At 70.1% G+C, this 15242-nt stretch carries 16 protein-coding genes; 8 read left to right on the top strand and 8 right to left on the bottom strand.

What is annotated here, in order from left to right; translation table 11 throughout:
• Positions 1–21: 21 nt before the first annotated feature.
• The 5 genes from bsh to IZR02_RS00845 form a co-directional block, all read right to left on the bottom strand.
• Positions 22–999, bottom strand: a complete 978-nt coding sequence (gene bsh, locus IZR02_RS00865; protein WP_025104176.1) for a choloylglycine hydrolase — start codon at positions 997–999, stop codon at positions 22–24.
• 145 nt (positions 1000–1144) lie between these two features.
• Positions 1145–2053, bottom strand: a complete 909-nt coding sequence (locus tag IZR02_RS00860) for a glycine betaine ABC transporter substrate-binding protein (RefSeq protein ID WP_025104177.1) — start codon at positions 2051–2053, stop codon at positions 1145–1147.
• Between the two features lie 162 nt (positions 2054–2215).
• The gene (locus tag IZR02_RS00855) at positions 2216–3175 is read right to left on the bottom strand and encodes an ABC transporter permease (RefSeq protein ID WP_025104178.1); all 960 of its coding nucleotides are present in this window, start codon (positions 3173–3175) and stop codon (positions 2216–2218) included.
• Complete coding sequence (locus IZR02_RS00850) at positions 3175–4536, bottom strand: quaternary amine ABC transporter ATP-binding protein (protein ID WP_025104179.1); 1362 nt, start codon at positions 4534–4536, stop codon at positions 3175–3177. Before IZR02_RS00850 ends, IZR02_RS00855 begins: the two co-directional genes overlap by 1 nt.
• A 331-nt stretch (positions 4537–4867) precedes the next feature.
• Entirely contained in the window at positions 4868–5983 is a 1116-nt protein-coding gene (locus tag IZR02_RS00845) for a class I SAM-dependent methyltransferase (RefSeq protein ID WP_025104180.1), read from the bottom strand.
• Positions 5984–6188: 205 nt separating this feature from the next.
• Between IZR02_RS00845 and IZR02_RS00840 the strand changes: the two genes are divergently transcribed.
• The 4 genes from IZR02_RS00840 to IZR02_RS00825 all read left to right on the top strand — a co-directional run bounded on the left by IZR02_RS00840 (position 6189) and on the right by IZR02_RS00825 (position 9471).
• Positions 6189–6578: a GntR family transcriptional regulator gene (locus IZR02_RS00840; protein ID WP_025104181.1), complete on the top strand. Its 390-nt coding sequence runs from the start codon at positions 6189–6191 to the stop codon at positions 6576–6578.
• Positions 6575–7492 carry an ABC transporter ATP-binding protein gene (locus IZR02_RS00835; protein ID WP_025104182.1) on the top strand — a complete coding sequence of 306 codons (918 nt, stop codon included), beginning with the start codon at positions 6575–6577 and terminating at the stop codon, positions 7490–7492. The genes IZR02_RS00840 and IZR02_RS00835 overlap by 4 nt, the downstream gene beginning before the upstream one ends.
• Positions 7492–8178 carry a hypothetical protein gene (locus IZR02_RS00830; RefSeq protein WP_025104183.1) on the top strand — a complete coding sequence of 229 codons (687 nt, stop codon included), beginning with the start codon at positions 7492–7494 and terminating at the stop codon, positions 8176–8178. Before IZR02_RS00835 ends, IZR02_RS00830 begins: the two co-directional genes overlap by 1 nt.
• Positions 8179–8352: 174 nt before the next feature.
• Positions 8353–9471, top strand: a complete 1119-nt coding sequence (locus tag IZR02_RS00825) for an FUSC family protein (protein WP_231729560.1) — start codon at positions 8353–8355, stop codon at positions 9469–9471.
• 1 nt (position 9472) lies between these two features.
• Here IZR02_RS00825 and IZR02_RS00820 read toward each other — a convergent pair whose 3' ends face one another.
• Positions 9473–10063 carry a winged helix-turn-helix domain-containing protein gene (locus IZR02_RS00820; protein ID WP_025104185.1) on the bottom strand — a complete coding sequence of 197 codons (591 nt, stop codon included), beginning with the start codon at positions 10061–10063 and terminating at the stop codon, positions 9473–9475.
• Between the two features lie 70 nt (positions 10064–10133).
• On the opposite strand from IZR02_RS00820, the gene IZR02_RS00815 reads away from it, so the two are divergent.
• Entirely contained in the window at positions 10134–11432 is a 1299-nt protein-coding gene (locus tag IZR02_RS00815; RefSeq protein WP_025104186.1) for an MFS transporter, read from the top strand.
• A 15-nt stretch (positions 11433–11447) separates the two neighbouring features.
• On the opposite strand, the gene IZR02_RS00810 is transcribed toward IZR02_RS00815, so the two are convergent.
• Positions 11448–11981, bottom strand: a complete 534-nt coding sequence (locus tag IZR02_RS00810) for a hypothetical protein (protein WP_025104187.1) — start codon at positions 11979–11981, stop codon at positions 11448–11450.
• A gap of 204 nt (positions 11982–12185) precedes the next feature.
• Entirely contained in the window at positions 12186–12404 is a 219-nt protein-coding gene (locus tag IZR02_RS00805; protein WP_025104188.1) for an SCO4848 family membrane protein, read from the bottom strand.
• Between the two features lie 119 nt (positions 12405–12523).
• Here IZR02_RS00805 and IZR02_RS00800 point away from each other — a divergent pair, with 119 nt between their 5' ends.
• The 3 genes from IZR02_RS00800 to IZR02_RS00790 are packed head-to-tail and all read left to right on the top strand — an operon-like array spanning position 12524 to position 15221.
• On the top strand, positions 12524–13147 hold the full coding sequence (locus IZR02_RS00800; protein ID WP_231729557.1) for an RNA polymerase sigma factor: 624 nt from the start codon (positions 12524–12526) through the stop codon (positions 13145–13147).
• The gene (locus IZR02_RS00795; RefSeq protein WP_025104190.1) at positions 13144–13599 is read left to right on the top strand and encodes a hypothetical protein; all 456 of its coding nucleotides are present in this window, start codon (positions 13144–13146) and stop codon (positions 13597–13599) included. Before IZR02_RS00800 ends, IZR02_RS00795 begins: the two co-directional genes overlap by 4 nt.
• 50 nt (positions 13600–13649) lie before the next feature.
• Positions 13650–15221 carry a S8 family peptidase gene (locus IZR02_RS00790; protein WP_025104191.1) on the top strand — a complete coding sequence of 524 codons (1572 nt, stop codon included), beginning with the start codon at positions 13650–13652 and terminating at the stop codon, positions 15219–15221.
• The last annotated feature ends 21 nt before the right edge of the window (positions 15222–15242 follow it).

Genomic DNA, 15242 nt, shown 5'->3' with positions numbered 1-15242 from the left:
GGGGGTTGCGCGGAGCGGAGATCAGTTCTGCATCGCGATCTGCTGCCCCTTCACGAGCGGGTACGCCGCGAGCTCGGAGCCGTCGAGATCCTCCTTGTGCATGTCCACACCGGTGATCTGGCTGTTCTCGTAGGTCGTGTAGTAGTACACGCCCGTCGCCGTGTTGGCGCACGACGAGTAGATGGTGATCTCGTACTTCTCCTCGTCGCCGACCTGCACGCACCCGCGCTGCTGGGCGACAGAGCCGAGGATCTGGAAGAACTGGCTGATCGACTCCGACTCCGACGTGCCGCACACCGAGTTCATGCGCGTGAACACCGCCTTCACGAACCGCGACGACGACGACAGGTCGCCCGGCAGCCCGATCCCGCCCATGCCGCGACTGTAGAGGTCCATCGGCACGTCCGAGGCGAACGTGTTCTCCGGCTGCCGCTTTGAGAGGTGCTGATAGTCGTTGAGTCGGAAGCTCTGGATGTCGAACGTGGGGTTGTTCGTGAGCACGCCCCACGGGTTGTCGTAGACCTTGAGGCCGCCGCGCACGCTCTCGACCGTGATCGATGCGCTCTTGTCGGCGATGATCCAGTGCAGCGGGGACAGCGGGAACTCCGGGCTGAAGTCGATGTCCACGAGACTCACCGACCGGAGGGCCTCCTTCACCTCGGCCACCGTCTCGAACTGCCCGAGGACCCAGGGGATGAACTCGAACGGGGTGACCTCGGTGTCCCCCGACCCCGGCGCCGGGTAGTGCGCGTTGTCCGGGAAGTTGAGCCCCGCCATGCCGAGCCCCTTCTCGTTGACCGCGTCGTAGTAGAGCGGGTAGCCGTCGGCGATCGTCGCGATCCCGATGATCGCGTGGTGCGTCGGCATCGACGGCAGCCGGTGGAACGGGAACGGGAAGTTCCGCGGTGTGACGGTCACGGTCTCGTTGTACGAGAACTCCAGATCGAGATTCCTCCCGAAGTAGTGGTCGGCGGTCGTGAAGCTCAGTCCTGTGCACATGGTCGTGTCCCCCATCCGCGGGCCGGTCGACCCGCCGGTTTCGCGCCATGCTTCCACCTTCCGCCCCCGAATGTAAGTGGGGTCACCCATGACGAAGGAGGGCCTCCCGCTGCGGGAGACCCTCCTTCGAGACGTGCGACGGGTGTCAGCTCGTGACGGTCCAGTCGAACTGGTCGCCGTACTCCTCGAGCCAGGCGTCGACCGCGTCGGCTTCCTTGCCCTCGCCGTACTCGTTGACCACGAGGTCTTCGAGCGCGCCGTACTGCTCGTCGTCGAGCTTGATCTTCTCGATCAGCTCCGCCGCCTCCGGGAACTCGTCCGCGAAGCCCGCGGTGCCGAGGAAGTGCAGGCCCTCGGCCTTGCCCATGGCGCCCTTCGGGTCTTCGAGGTCCTTCACGGGGAAGGCGTCGTTGGCCCAGAACGGACGCCACAGCGTGACGACGATGTCCTCCTTCTTGTCGGTCGCGGTCTTGAGCTCGGTGAGCATCGCCGCGGTCGACGAGGTGACGAGCTCGTACTCGCCGTCGAGGCCGTACTCGGGCATCATCTTCTGGGTCTGGGCGGTCAGGCCCGCACCCGGCTCGATGCCGTAGATCTTGCCGTCGAAGTCGGCGCCCTTGCCCGCGAGGTCCTCGATCGAGGTGAGCTCGGAGTACTCCGGCACCGCGAGGGTCAGCTTGGCGTTCTCGTAGTACGTGCCGAGGTCTTCGATGTCGTCGCCGTACTTGTCCATGTAGGAGGCGTGGGTGAGTTCCGGCCACGCCGACGGGTACATGTCGACATCGCCCTGTGCGAGCCCGGTGTAGAGCGGGCCGGCCTCGGTGAGCGTCTTCATCTCGACCGTGTAGCCGATCTTCTCGAGCTGGTCCTGGAGGAGGTAGGCGGTGCTGAGGCCGTCGGTCCAGGAGGGCAGGAACCCGAGGGTGATGGTGCCCTTGTCCTCGGCACCGTCGCCGCCGCCGCTCGTGCCACCGGCGCCGTCGCCGCTGCATCCGGCGAGGGTGAGCGCTGCGGCAGCCCCGAGGGCGGTGATGGTCAGGATCTTCTTCTTCATGTGACTCTCTCTCTTGCGTTCCGTATGTGGTTCAGGAGGTGCGGACGAGGCCGCGGGACAGCTGTGCCGGGATCGAAACCGTGCCGGGATCCGCGCCCCAGCGCCCCATTTCCGTCCCGCACCGGACGTAGCGGGGTGGGAGGGAAACGGGGACGCGGGGGCTCAGGCGCGGGCGAGCTCGGATTCGGTCGGGGCCTCCTCGGCGGGCGCGGAGGCTGCGGACTCCGACGCCACGGGAGCGGACGGCCGGGACGAACCGCGGCGCTTCAGCATGCCGAGGAGCGAGGAGCGGTTCTCGCCGGGCGCGCCCAGAGCGGCGGTCACCCGGTCGAGGAACACGGCGATGAGCACGACGCCCAGTCCGGCCTCGACACCCTTGGGGATGTTGATCGTCGAGATCGCCTCGACGACCATCTTCCCGAGCCCGTCGGCACCGGCCATGCCGGCGATGACCGCCATCGACAGGGCGAGCATGATGACCTGGTTGACGCCGGCCATGATGGTCGGCATCGCGAGGGGAAGCTGGATCCCGCGGAGGATCTGCCCCGGCGTGGCTCCGAAGGCGTGTCCGGCCTCGACGGTCTCCGCGTCGACGCCGCGGATGCCCAGCTCGGTCAGGCGCACGCCGGGAGGCAGCGCGAAGATCACGGTGGCGACGAGTCCGGGCACCACACCGATGCCGAAGAACACGATCGCCGGGATCAGGTACACGAAGGCCGGCATGGTCTGCATGAAGTCGAGCACCGGCTTCAGCGTCGCGCGCACGGTCGCATTGCGCGCCGACCAGATGCCGAGCGGCACCGCGATCAGCACGGCCACGACGGCGGCGACGAGCACCAGGGCGAGCGTCTGCATCGCCGGGACCCAGAGGTCCATGGCGACGATGAGCCCGAACGACAGGATCGTGCCGATGGCGAGCTGCCACGAGCGCACGAGCCAGGCGATCAGCGCCGCGATCACGATGATCACGGCGAAGTGCGGCGTGAGGAGCAGACGGGTGAGACCGTCGACGAGGAAGCTCACCACGAACGAGACCGCGTCGAGCAGGCCGTCGAGGTTGGCGGTGATCCAGTCGACACCGGCGGCGACCCAGTCGCCCACGGGGATGCGGAAACCGTCCATCAGCGCACCTCCTCCGCCTGTGCCTCTGACCCGAACCCACCCTGGGTCCCTGAGCCGAACCCATCCTGGGTCCCTGAGCTCGTCGAAGGACCGGGCTCGGCTGTCCATCCGTCGTCGAGCACGGCGTCGATCTCGGCCTGGGGCATGGGGGTCATCGGCAGCAGGATCTCCTCGGTCGCTCCGGGCCCGGGACCGAGCGCCGCGAGCAGGGTGACGCGCGGGATCACTCCCGCGAGGCGGCCGTCGGCATCCGTCACCGCGAGGGGCAGCGGCGACTCGACGGCGGGGACGAACAGGTTCATGAGGACGTCGTCCTCGCGCACGCTCTGCAGCACCGGCTTGATGATCGAGTCGAGGCGCGTGGCGCCCTGTCGCACGAGCTTCACGGCGTCGCGGTCGGTGACCACGCCGACGAGCTGGCGGTCCTTGCCGACCACGTAGGTCGCCGACATGTAGGCGTCGCGCATCTGGCGGAGCGCGGTGCGAGGACCGGCCGACTCGGCGACGACGGGGCGCGGACGCTCCATCACGTTGGCGGCGGTGAGCACCCGGGCACGGTCGACGTCCTGCACGAACTGCTCGACGTAGTCGTTCGCCGGGTCCATGAGGATGTCCTCCGGCGTGCCGATCTGCACGATGCGGCCGTCGCGCATGACGGCGATGCGGTCACCGAGGAACATGGCCTCGTTGAGGTCGTGCGTGATGAAGACGATGGTCTTCTGGAGCTTCTGCTGCAGCTCCAGAAGCTGCTCCTGCATCTCGCGGCGGATCAGCGGATCGAGCGCGCTGAAGGCCTCGTCCATGAGCAGGATGTCGCTGTCGGCCGCGAGGGCGCGGGCGATGCCCACGCGCTGCTGCATGCCGCCGGACAGCTCGGACGGCAGCTTGTCGCCCTGACCCTCGAGCCCGACGAGGGCGAGGATCTCCTCGGCCTTGGCCTGGCGCTCGGCCTTGCCGACGCCCTTGAGCTCGAGCGGGTAGGCGACGTTCGCGGCGACCGTGCGATGCGGCAGCAGCGCGAAGTGCTGGAACACCATCGAGATGCGGTCGCGGCGGATCTCCCGCAGGCGGGCGGCCGGAATGCCCGTGATCGGGTCGCCGCCCACGGTGACGGTGCCCGCGGTGATGTCGTGCAGCCCGTTGAGCATGCGGATGATGGTGGACTTGCCCGATCCGGACAGGCCCATGATGACGAAGATCTCACCGCGGTTGACGGTGAAGCTGGCGTCGATGACGGCGGCGGTCCCCGCGTCGGCGACGGCGGCACGGCTCTCCCCTGCCTTCAGCCGGCGGACGGCGGCGCTCGGATTCCTCCCGAACACCTTGTACAGATGGCGCGCTTCGAGTGCTGTTTCGGACACGTTTCCCCTGCGGCTCGGCCTTCGGGTGGCTGAGCCTGCTTCGGTCACGCCCGGGTGATCCTCACGAGGCCGTTCGACGTCTTCGCTGTGGCGGCACAGGCGGCGGATTTCGGATCCGCCGCAGAGGGGATCGACCGTACGCCCACGCCTCTTCGCCGCACAGCTCATCGAAGGAAGGACGTGACCGCGGACTGGTCTATGGGCCGTCAGGCCCGCAGACCAACGTAACGAAATGGCCGGTCAGCGGCAAATCCTGCACTGCGGACGTGCCCGGGTTTCCGGCGCTGACCGGGGGATAGTACGAGCGTCTAGCAATCTCGGCGCACCGTGCTCACGGGCGACGAACGGAGCGCGTCACCGTGAACTTCGGGGTGCGCCGGAGCTGCGCGGTGGGGCCGATGAGCCGTGTCAGCTCGGCCCGGTAGCCGAGGCTCGAGTTGTACACCGTGAACAGCTCCCCGTCCGGTCGGAGCAGGCGCGCGGCGGCCTCGAACAGGCGGGTCGCGGCGCCGGTGTGCACGCTGGCGCCGAGGTGGAACGGCGGATTCAGGAGCACCGTGTCGAAGCTCCCCGCGGCGAGCGCCGAGCCCGCATCATCGTGCGTGACCTCGACCCGATCGGCCACCCCGTTCGCCGACGCGGTGGCGCGGGCGGAGGCGACGGCGGCGGCCGAGCGGTCCGTGGCGACGACCCGGTCCTGCGGGCGAGCACGCGCCCAGGACACGGCGAGCGCTCCCGTCCCGCAGCCGAGGTCGAGCACGCGGCGGCCGGCATCGTTCCCGTCGAGGTCGAGCACATCGAGCAGCGTGCGGGTGCCGATGTCGAGACGGGGTCCGGCGAAGGCGCCGCCGTGGGCCACGAGGACGAGATCGCCGTGCCGCGCCGACACCGGGAACGACGGGGACTCCGGTACGGGGAGGGGTCCAGCGGCGACGAGCAGCCGCGACTTCCGCTCGGCGCGCTGCGCCTGCACGTGGGCGAAGCTCCGCGCCAGGACGTCGTTCTGACCGAGGGACATGTGCTTCACGCGGCCTCCCGCGACGAGCACCACCTCCGGGGCGGCCCAGCGGGCCACGGCGTCGGCGATCTCCTCGAGTTCGGCGAGGGCCTTCGGCAGCTGCAGCAGCACCAGTCTCGCTCCGGCGAGCAGATCGGCATCGAGCTCATGCGGCGCGAACCCGCCGATTCCGAGCGCCTCCGCGTTGCGTGCGAGGGCGCGGCGTCCGGTCGAGAGGTCCTGATGCACCCGGACACCGGAGCGCCCGGCCGCCGTGAGCGCCAGCGTGATCGCGCCGTACTCGTCACCGATCACGACCGTCTCCGCCCCTGGCACGTCGAGCGCGAGTGCGCGCTCCACGAGCAGGAGGTCGGTCGCATCGTGGGCCTGGAGGTTGTCCGCCTCGACGTCGGGCCAGCGACGCAGGCGGCTGTAGGGGAACTCCGGCACCAGCCCACTGTACGCGGCCCGCCCCACCCCCCTCCCCGTGCACAACTTCGGAGCTGACCGCCGACACGCCGCCGGAACCGACCGACGGGCGGCATGTCGACGGATATCTCCGAAGCTGTGCCCGCCCACATCCAGAGGGGTTGACACCGTGGCCGGTTCCGTGGTTACTTAGTCAAGTAAGTAACCCAGCAACCACGGAGGACTCGTGATCGAAGAAGGCAAGCCGCTCTTCCTCCAGATCGCCGAGCAGATCGAGGACTCCATCCTCGACGGCTCGCTGGCCGAGGAGGCGCAGGCCCCTTCGACGAACGAGCTCGCCGCGTTCTACCGCATCAACCCCGCCACCGCTGCGAAGGGAGTCGCCATGCTCACCGACAAGGGAGTGCTCCACAAGCGCCGAGGCATCGGCATGTTCGTCTCGGAAGGCGCCAGGGAGCTGCTCCTCGGCGAGCGCCGCGCGGCCTTCGCCGACCGCTACATCGACCCGCTCCTCGCGGAGGCCCGCACGCTCGGCCTCGGCGCGGAAGACCTCGCGGACCTGCTCCGGCAGCGCGCCGCATCCGCCCCCACCCCAGAAGGGAAGAACCCCGCATGACCGCCGTCATCGAGGTGCAGAACCTCACCAAGCGCTACAAGGAGAAGCGGGCGCTCGACAACGTGTCGCTCGCTCTCGAGGGAGGCTCGATCTACGGGCTCCTCGGCCGCAACGGCGCCGGGAAGACGACACTCATGTCGATCCTCACGGCCCAGAACTTCGAATCCTCCGGCACCGTGAAGGTGTTCGGCGAGCACCCGTACGAGAACGCCCATGTGCTCGGCCGGATCTGCTTCGTCCGGGAGAGCCAGAAGTACCCGGACGATGCGACCCCGCGGCACGCGTTCGCCGCCGCGCGCCTGTTCTTCCCGCACTGGGACCAGGGCCTCGCGGACGAGCTCATCGCGGAGTTCCAGCTGCCGATGAAGCAGACCATCAAGAAGCTCTCCCGCGGGCAGCTCTCCGCGGTCGGCGTCATCATCGGCCTGGCCTCCCGCGCCGAGATCACGTTCTTCGACGAGCCGTACCTCGGGCTCGACGCGGTCGCCCGGCAGATCTTCTACGACCGCCTCGTGGAGGACTACGCGGAGCACCCGCGCACGATCATCCTCTCCTCGCACCTGATCGACGAGGTCGCGAACCTCATCGAGAAGGTCATCGTGATCGACAACGGCCAGATCCTCCTCAACGAGGACACGGATGCCGTCCGCGACCGCGCCGTGACCGTCGTCGGGGATGCCGCGAAGGTCGACGCCTGGGTCGGCGATCGCGAGGTGCTGCACCGGGACGAGCTCGGCCGCGTCGCCTCCGTCACCGTGCTCGGTGCGCTCACCGCCGACGATCGCGCGGAGGTGCGGGCCGCCGGCCTCGACCTCGCCCCCGTCTCGCTGCAGCAGCTCATCGTCCGCCTCACCCAGAAGGCCGAGACCCGCTCCGGCACCAGAGCCGACGCCACCACGGAAGGAGTCCGCTGATGCGACGCACACTCAACGTCATCCGCCTGCAGCTCATCAACCGGCAGACCTTCGTCTGGGTGCCGCTGATCATCCTCGCCTCGGCCGTGGTGATCTCGGTCCTCATCTACGCGATGATCCCCGGCGACGCCCCCAAGTACGGCGGAGGCGGCCAGGCCCCGCTGTGGTACTTCTTCGCAATCGGGCTGTCGGCCATGACGCTGACCTTCCCGTTCTCGCAGGCCATGAGCGTCACGCGGCGCGAGTTCTTCATCGGAACGCTGCTGACCGCGATCCTCGGCAGCGCGCTGCTCGGGATCCTCTTCCTCCTGGGCGGCGCGATCGAGCTGGCCACGAACGGGTACGGAGTGAACGGCTGGGTGTTCCACCTGCCGTGGCTGTGGGAAGCCGGCCCGCTCGGCGCCTTCGTCGTCTACTTCACGCTCGCGCTGTTCTTCTTCGTGGTCGGGTTCACCGGCGCGACGATCTACAAGAGCTGGGGTCCGATGGTGCTCACCATCGTCGGCGTCGCCCTGGCGCTCCTCCTCGTGGGGGTCGTGTTCCTCGTGACACGGCTCGAGCTATGGGGCGACGTGTGGCTCGGCATCCTCGACCTCGGGGCCGTGGGCCTCGCCCTCTGGGGGCTCGTGGTCGTCGCCGTCCTCAGCGTCATCTCGTTCCTCGCGTTCCGTCGAGCCACGCCCTGAGGGACGGTCCGGAATCCGCGGATGCCGCGGCCGCGCACCCCGCGCGGTCGCGGCATCCGCGTCCAGCCGCCCTCTACCCGGCGACCGGAGCCGGGGCAACCCGGTGGCCGCACGCCGCCTGCGGCCCTATCCTCGCCGGACAGGACCACCCGACCGCCGCGAGGAGAGGATGACGTGACGCCCGATCTCTCGCGCCTGCGCGTCCGCGAACGCCGCTCGTACCTCGCCCGCACCGTCCGCGAGGCCGTCCGCCCCGCTCGTCTGCTCCTCGTGGCCAAGACAGCACTCGCCGTCGGGCTCGCGTGGACGATCGCGCCGCACATGCCGGGGGTCACCGACGAGTACCCGTATTACGCTCCCCTGGGCGCGCTCGTGAGCATGTACCCCACGCTCATGGGATCCATGCGGTCGAGCCTGCAGACCCTGTTCGGTCTGGCCACCGGCATCGGTCTGGCCGCGCTGATCGTGCTCACGGTCGGGCCGACGTGGTGGACGATCCCCCTCGTGGTCGGCCTCGGCGTCCTCGTCTCCGGCACCGGCTGGTTCGGCGTCGGCAAGGAGTACGTCCCGATGGCGGCGCTGTTCGTGCTCATCATCGGCGGTCAGAACGCGGACGACTACTCCCTCGGCTACCTCGCCCAGATGGGGGTCGGGATCGTCATCGGTCTGGTGGTGAACCTCCTCTTCGCCCCCGCCCCGCTCATCGGATCGGCCGAGGCGCGGGTGGAGGAGTTCCGACGACAGCTCGCCGGGCACCTCCACGACATCGGCTCCGCGGTCTCGGAGTCCTGGCCGCCGGAGACCGCACAGTGGGCCGACGATGCCGCAGCGCTCGCCGAGACCACCGCCGACCTCCGTGCCGCCCTGGCCGAGGCCGACGAGAGCGTCCGCTACAACCCGCGCGCGCGACGCCGGCATGCGGGCACCGCCCACATCCACGAGCAGCTCTCCACGCTCGACCGCATCGCGCACCTCATCCGGGACATCGCCGACGCGACGGCCGACACGATCTGGAAGCGTCCGGCGGCCATGCCCCTGGATCCGGCGCTGCCCGAGCCGTTGTCGGCGGCCTGCCACGCCGTCGCCGACGTCATCGCGGAGGACGACCCCGCCTCGAGCGCGGCGCACCGCCGCCGCGCGGAGGCGGCGCGGGCGATCCGGCTCCTGCTGGAGAAGGTCGACGACCGCACGTTCGACGTGCGCAGCTCGATGGGACCGGGCGTGCTCACGGCGATGCACCTCCGCCGCATCCTCATCCTCAGCGGCGAGCGCCTCGACGACGAAGACGAGTGAGTCAGATGGTGTCGTCGGCGACGACGATGTCCAGCTGCCAGTGACGGCCCGCGGGGTCGGTGTCGTCGTGCGCGTCGTCGGCGGCGGAGAGCACGTCATCGATCTTGTGCATCACGTCGTCGAACTCGGCCTCGGTCAGTCGGATGGTGCGCTGCACGAACGACGCATGCACCTCGGCGGTGCGACCGGACACGTACTCGGGCGTCCAGGCCACCACCCGGCGCAGCAGGTCGACGTGGTCCTCTGCGAGCGCGGCCACCACCGCATCGCCGAGCGCCTCGTCCGCGACCGGATTCTCCGGACCGCCGACGGTGAGGGCCCCCTTGCGTCCCGTCCACACGCGGTCGCGGCGGTCTCTGGCCTGCTCCGGAGCCTCCTCGATGAGCCCCGCCTCGGCGAGCACCCGCAGGTGGAAGCTGGCGCTGTTGGCCGGCACGTCGAGCGCACCGGCGATGTCCGCGGCGCGCAGGAAACCGCGGCGTGCGATGAGGCGGAGGATCTGGCGGCGCAGCGGGTGCGAGTAGGCCTTGAGCATGGCCGAGGTCATGAAGGCGGCGTCCTCCCGAGAGGTCTTCTCCGCGTCGTCAGCCATTCCCCGATCCTAGTCACGCAAATGCGCACGAACAGTTGCGCAATTATTCTTGCGGAACTATCGTCGAGCCATGAGCACGACGACCACGCCGCACCGCCTGTGGCAGAACACGCGCTACCTCACCTGGCTCGTCAGCGACACGAGCAAGGGGCTCGCCTCGGCGCTCTTCGGGTTCGCCGTCCCGCTCCTCGCGCTCGTCATCACGAACGACCCCGCACAGGCCGGCATCATCGCGGGGGCGGGCATGGTGGCGCGGGTGCTGCTCACCCTCGTGGGCGGGATCATCGCGGACCGGCACCGGCGCATCGTGCTCATGCTCGTCGGCTCGATTCTGGGGATCGTGCTGGCCGGGGCCTTCACCCTCCTCGCCCTCGGCGGCGCCCTCACCTTCGCGACCCTCCTCGTGATCGACGTGCTGCTGGCCGCGCGGAGCGGCCTCTTCGACGTCGCCGGCGAGAGCGCGCTGAAGGAGATCGTCCCGGACGACGCGATGGGGCGCGCGCAGGCCGCGAACCAGGGGCGCGATGCGGCCCTCCAGCTCGCCGGCGGCCCGCTGGGCGGCCTGCTCCTCGGGGTGGGCGGCTGGCTCGTCGGCGCGGTCATGACCCTGTGCCACCTCGTCGCCGCCGTGACCGCCGGGCTCCTCGGGCGACAGGTCCGGCGCGCGGGCATCGCCGACGTCGGCGCTCTGGACGAGGACGACGGCGGCGCGCCCCCCGCGCGCCCGAACGCCTGGCGGGAGTTCCGCGAGGGCTTCGGCTGGCTGCTGTCCCGCCCCGACCTCGGCGGCGTCATGCTCATCATGACCATCGTGAACCTCGGCTTCAACGCCGCGATCACCACGGCCGTCTATGCGCTGCAGCAGGCGGGCCATTCCGAACTCCTCATCGGAACCGTCAGCGCGGCCATCGGCGCCGTGATGCTTGTCGGCGCGATCGTCGCCCCGCTCCTCGTGCCCCGGATCCCGGCGGGCGTGCTCACGATCGGCGGGCTCGCAGTGGTCGCCCTCGGCGCCGTCGTGCTGTCGTTCGCGTCGGCACCGTGGACCGTCGCCGCCGTCCTCGGTGCTACGGTGCTCCTCGTCCCCGCCCTGAACGCCGGGATGATGGGCTACTTCATGGTGGCCACGCCGTCACGTCTGCTGGGACGCGCGAACAGCGCCATGGGGGTCCTCGCGATGGGCGCGATGCCGCTCGCCCCGCTCATCGCCGGCTTCGGCCTGGCCGGGCTCGGACGACAGGGCACCATCCTCATCTGTGCGGCCCTGTGCGTGGTCGCCGCCGCCCTCGCGATCGGGAACCGCGCCCTCCGCAGCCTCCCGGTCGAGTCTCGCTGGGCCGCGCACGCCGCCCGGTACGAGGGGGACTGAGGTGGAGACACTGCGCTAGTCGCCTGGCGTCGGGCCAGTGACGTCGGCGGCACCGAACAGCAAGCTGTCGACGACCTGGTCGCGCCGGGCCGGCCGCGCGGTGGTGTACCTCAGCAGATCTTCGAAGTGAGAGAACACGACGACCGCTTCTTCGAACTCTGGCTCGGAACCGTGGACGACTGCTCCGTCGTCTCGCACCGCCAGGTACTCGTATCCGTTGCGAACGGAAAGCAGGATGGGTGCGTGGCGCCTCCAGAAACGGGAGACCGCGACCGCCTCATCATCCGTCGTCGCAGCCTGGATGCTCAGCAGTTCACACTCGTTCCACGCGAACGCCCCCTCCGCGCCGGTCGAGTAGTCGTCGCGGGACAAGAACCACACCGTCTCGTCTGAGCTCGACAGGAGTGAGAACGAGGACACCCAGCGGATCACCGTTTCGGGTGCCGCGCGCAGCGGGGAGGGAACGCCGTTCTCCATCGACGTCGGCGGCTCAAACGTCCACCCGGCTTCCTGCAAGCTTCCGGCGGCACTTCGGAAGAGTTCCGGCATGCTCCCAGGCTACCGATCCGCACGAATCACCCTTCAGCAACCAATCCTGCGACAACAACCGCCGTGCCGATTCTCCCGATTCTCGTCTTGTTCAAAGACGTCTAACGCGTAGAGCTGAACACATCTCGCCGGCGGCTCACCCGGGACAGTGGTCGCGATCGATGTCGGTCGCCGTCACATCAGAGCCGATAGGAGACCACCGATTCATGGCGCGAGCGCGAGCACGGTGATCCCCGCCGCCGCGGAGGCCACGGCCAGCACCAGCGCGATCGCGATGAGGATGACGTGCACGCGGAGGAACGGGGTGGCCTTGCCGTTCTCGTCCCTGGCACGCGGGTCCTTCGCGACGCGGCTGTAGAACCGCGGCCAGACGAGCACGTTGAAACCGGCGTTGAGGAACAGCACGACGACGAGAGCGATCACCCCTCCACGCTAGCGAGGGCGTCGTCGCACCACGGATCGGGCTGCCGGAATTCTTGGACGGCGACATGTATCACCGAGCCCTTGCCGTGCTCCTGGTAGCTGTGATCACAATGGGCTTCATGATCGACGGTGCCCCCGGCGCCGCCTTCGATCCGGCATCCGACGACGGGCGCGCACGCTGGGAACGCGCCGCGGACCTGTTCGATGCGTGGCGCGATGGCGACGGCCGCTCGATGGACGACCTGGTGCGGCTGATGACGCCCGTGCTCTGGCACGTCGTGCGCGCCTACGGCCTCGAACGCACCCTCGCGGAAGACGTCGTGCAGACGACCTGGCTCCAGCTTGTGCGCGGCCACGGCGCCATCGCCGACTCGCGTGCCGTCTCGGCCTGGCTCACGACCACCGCCCGCCGCGAGGCCTGGAAGGTCGGCAAGGCCGTCGGTCGCGTCGACACCGCGGAATCCGACGACCTGGACGCCCTCCTTCCGGAGCAGGCGTCCGCCGAGGAGCACGCCGCGCTCGACGACGAGAACCGCCGACTCTGGGCCGCCGTCCGCCGCCTCGCCGAGCGCTGTCAGCGCCTGCTCCGGGTGATCGCCTTCGAGGACCGCCCGGACTACGCGCGCCTCGCCCGCGACCTCTCCATGCCGGTCGGCAGCATCGGCCCGACCCGCAGCCGCTGCCTCGCGAAGCTCCGCGACCTCCTCGACGCCCCGGCCACCCGGACGGAGGGACGATCATGAGCGATGAGGACGACGCCCGGCTGTTCGCCCGCCTGCGCAGCCTCTGGAGAGAGGTCGATCCCGTCCCGGCCGGGCTGATCGACCGGATGGTCGCCGCGGTCGCCGCGGACGGGCTCAACCGCGAGTACGCTCTGCTCACGCTCGTGGAAGGCCAGCTCGGCGCGGTCCGCGGCGAGACCGACGCCCTCACCCTGCAGTTCAGCGACGGCAGCACGAGCATCCTCCTCCACGTCACGACGACCGCGTCCGGGCGACGGCGGATCGACGGCTGGGTGGACACCGCCGCCGCGGAGATCCTGTTGCTGCAGGGCGAGCGCGAGCGCCGCACGACCCCGGCGGAGACCGGCCGATTCGTGTTCGACGAGGTGCCGTCTGGGCTCAGCCGCGTGCGCCTGACCGCGACGGTCGGCGATGAGACCCGCACCCTGGAGACCCCGCAGTTCGAGTTGTGACCCCGCATCGCCGGCGCCGTCGCCGGCGATGCCCACGGAGAGGATGACCGATGGAGCAGCCCCAGGGATGGACCTGGCAGGACCGCGCGGAGGGATCGATCCGCCGCGGCACCGCCCTCGACCCCAGCACGGAACCGGTGGATGGGATCCGCGCGTTCCCCACCGCGTACCTGCCCGAGCGGCTGCTCATCACGCGTGCCCTCGGCGAGGAGGAGGCGTACGACCGCGAGCTGCGCGCCCTGAGGGATGCCGCGGACTCCTTCGGCTGGCGGCTGGAGCTGGAGTCGCCGGAGCGAGAGATCGGGAACGGCGAGCTCGTCCCGGGTGTCGCGGGGTTCCTGCGGGCGCGCCTGACCACGCCGGATGAGCCGACCAGGGGCGAGTCCCCCGTGGCGCCCGACGCCTGGCGGGTGCTGCAGCGCGCGCGCCGACTGTCGCGCTCGACCATGCCGCGGACCAGCCTGGAGCACGTGCTGTCGATCGATCCGGTCGGACTCAACCCGTTCACCCGGACGAACCCGTTCACCCGGACCAACCCGTTCACCCGGACGAATCCCGTCCGCGGTGCCGCTCCCGGCGGAGGCGGCAGCGACGACTACCTGGAGCCCGGACGCGGGGCCCGGCAGCCGGTCACCTGGCTCGGCCCCGCTCCGGCTCGAGCCGCCGCTCCGAAGCGCGGACGACGACCGGTCGTGGCGATCCTCGACACCGGCTGCGGCGAGCACGCCTGGCTGCCGTCGGACATCGTCACCCGGCACGTCGAACTCGACGGCGTCCCCGTGGGCTTCACGGACGACGCCGACCCCGAACGCTACCCCGACCTGTACGGGCAGCTCGACGGCGAGATCGACGCGGTGGCCGGTCACGGCACCTTCATCGCGGGCCTCGTGCGTCAGGCCGCCCCGGACGCCGACATCCTCTCCATCCGCGTCGCCGGCGCGCTCGGGGTGGTCGACGAGAGCACGCTCCTGGAGACCGTGGCGCAGGTCGTGGAACTGCTGCGGCGGCACCGCGAGGATCCGACGACCGGCTTCCCGATCGACGTGCTCAACCTCTCCCTCAGCTACTACCACGAGACCCCGACCGACGGGCTCTTCAGCAGGACTCTGTACGAGCTGCTCGCGAAGGCCAGGGAGCTCGGCTGCGTGGTCGTCTGCTCGGCCGGCAACGACGCGATCGATCGGCCCTCGTTCCCCGCCTCGCTGTGGCCGTGGCCCGGCGCCGACAACGGGCTGCCGTCCGACGACGGCGCTCCGCACGTGTCGGTCGGCGCCCTGAACCCGTCGGCGCACTCCGTCGCCCTGTTCTCGAACGTCGGCCCCTGGGTGCAGGTGTACGCCCCGGGCGCCGCCGTGGTCAGCACCTCGCCCGCCTTCGTCGGCGGCGCGCAGGCCGCGACCCGCGCGGACATCGACGGGCTGCCGCGCGAGACGCTCGACCCGGACGACTACCGCGGCGGCTTCGCGGTGTGGAGCGGCACCTCCTTCGCCGCTCCGTACATCGCCGGTCGGGTCGCGGCCCAGCTCGGCGCCGTCCCGGCCGCGGGGGTGAAGCCCGCCGTCGCCGGGAAGGCCGTCGCCGCCGTGCTGAAGTCCCTGCCGACGCCGCACGAGCGGCTCTGACCCCTCGCACCCTTCCGCACG

The organism is Microbacterium paraoxydans, from assembly GCF_019056515.1.
In the GTDB taxonomy this organism is placed as follows: Bacteria; Actinomycetota; Actinomycetes; order Actinomycetales; family Microbacteriaceae; genus Microbacterium.
The sequence above is the reverse complement of the archived record's forward strand: the minus strand, read 5'-3'. Positions and strand labels throughout refer to the sequence as shown.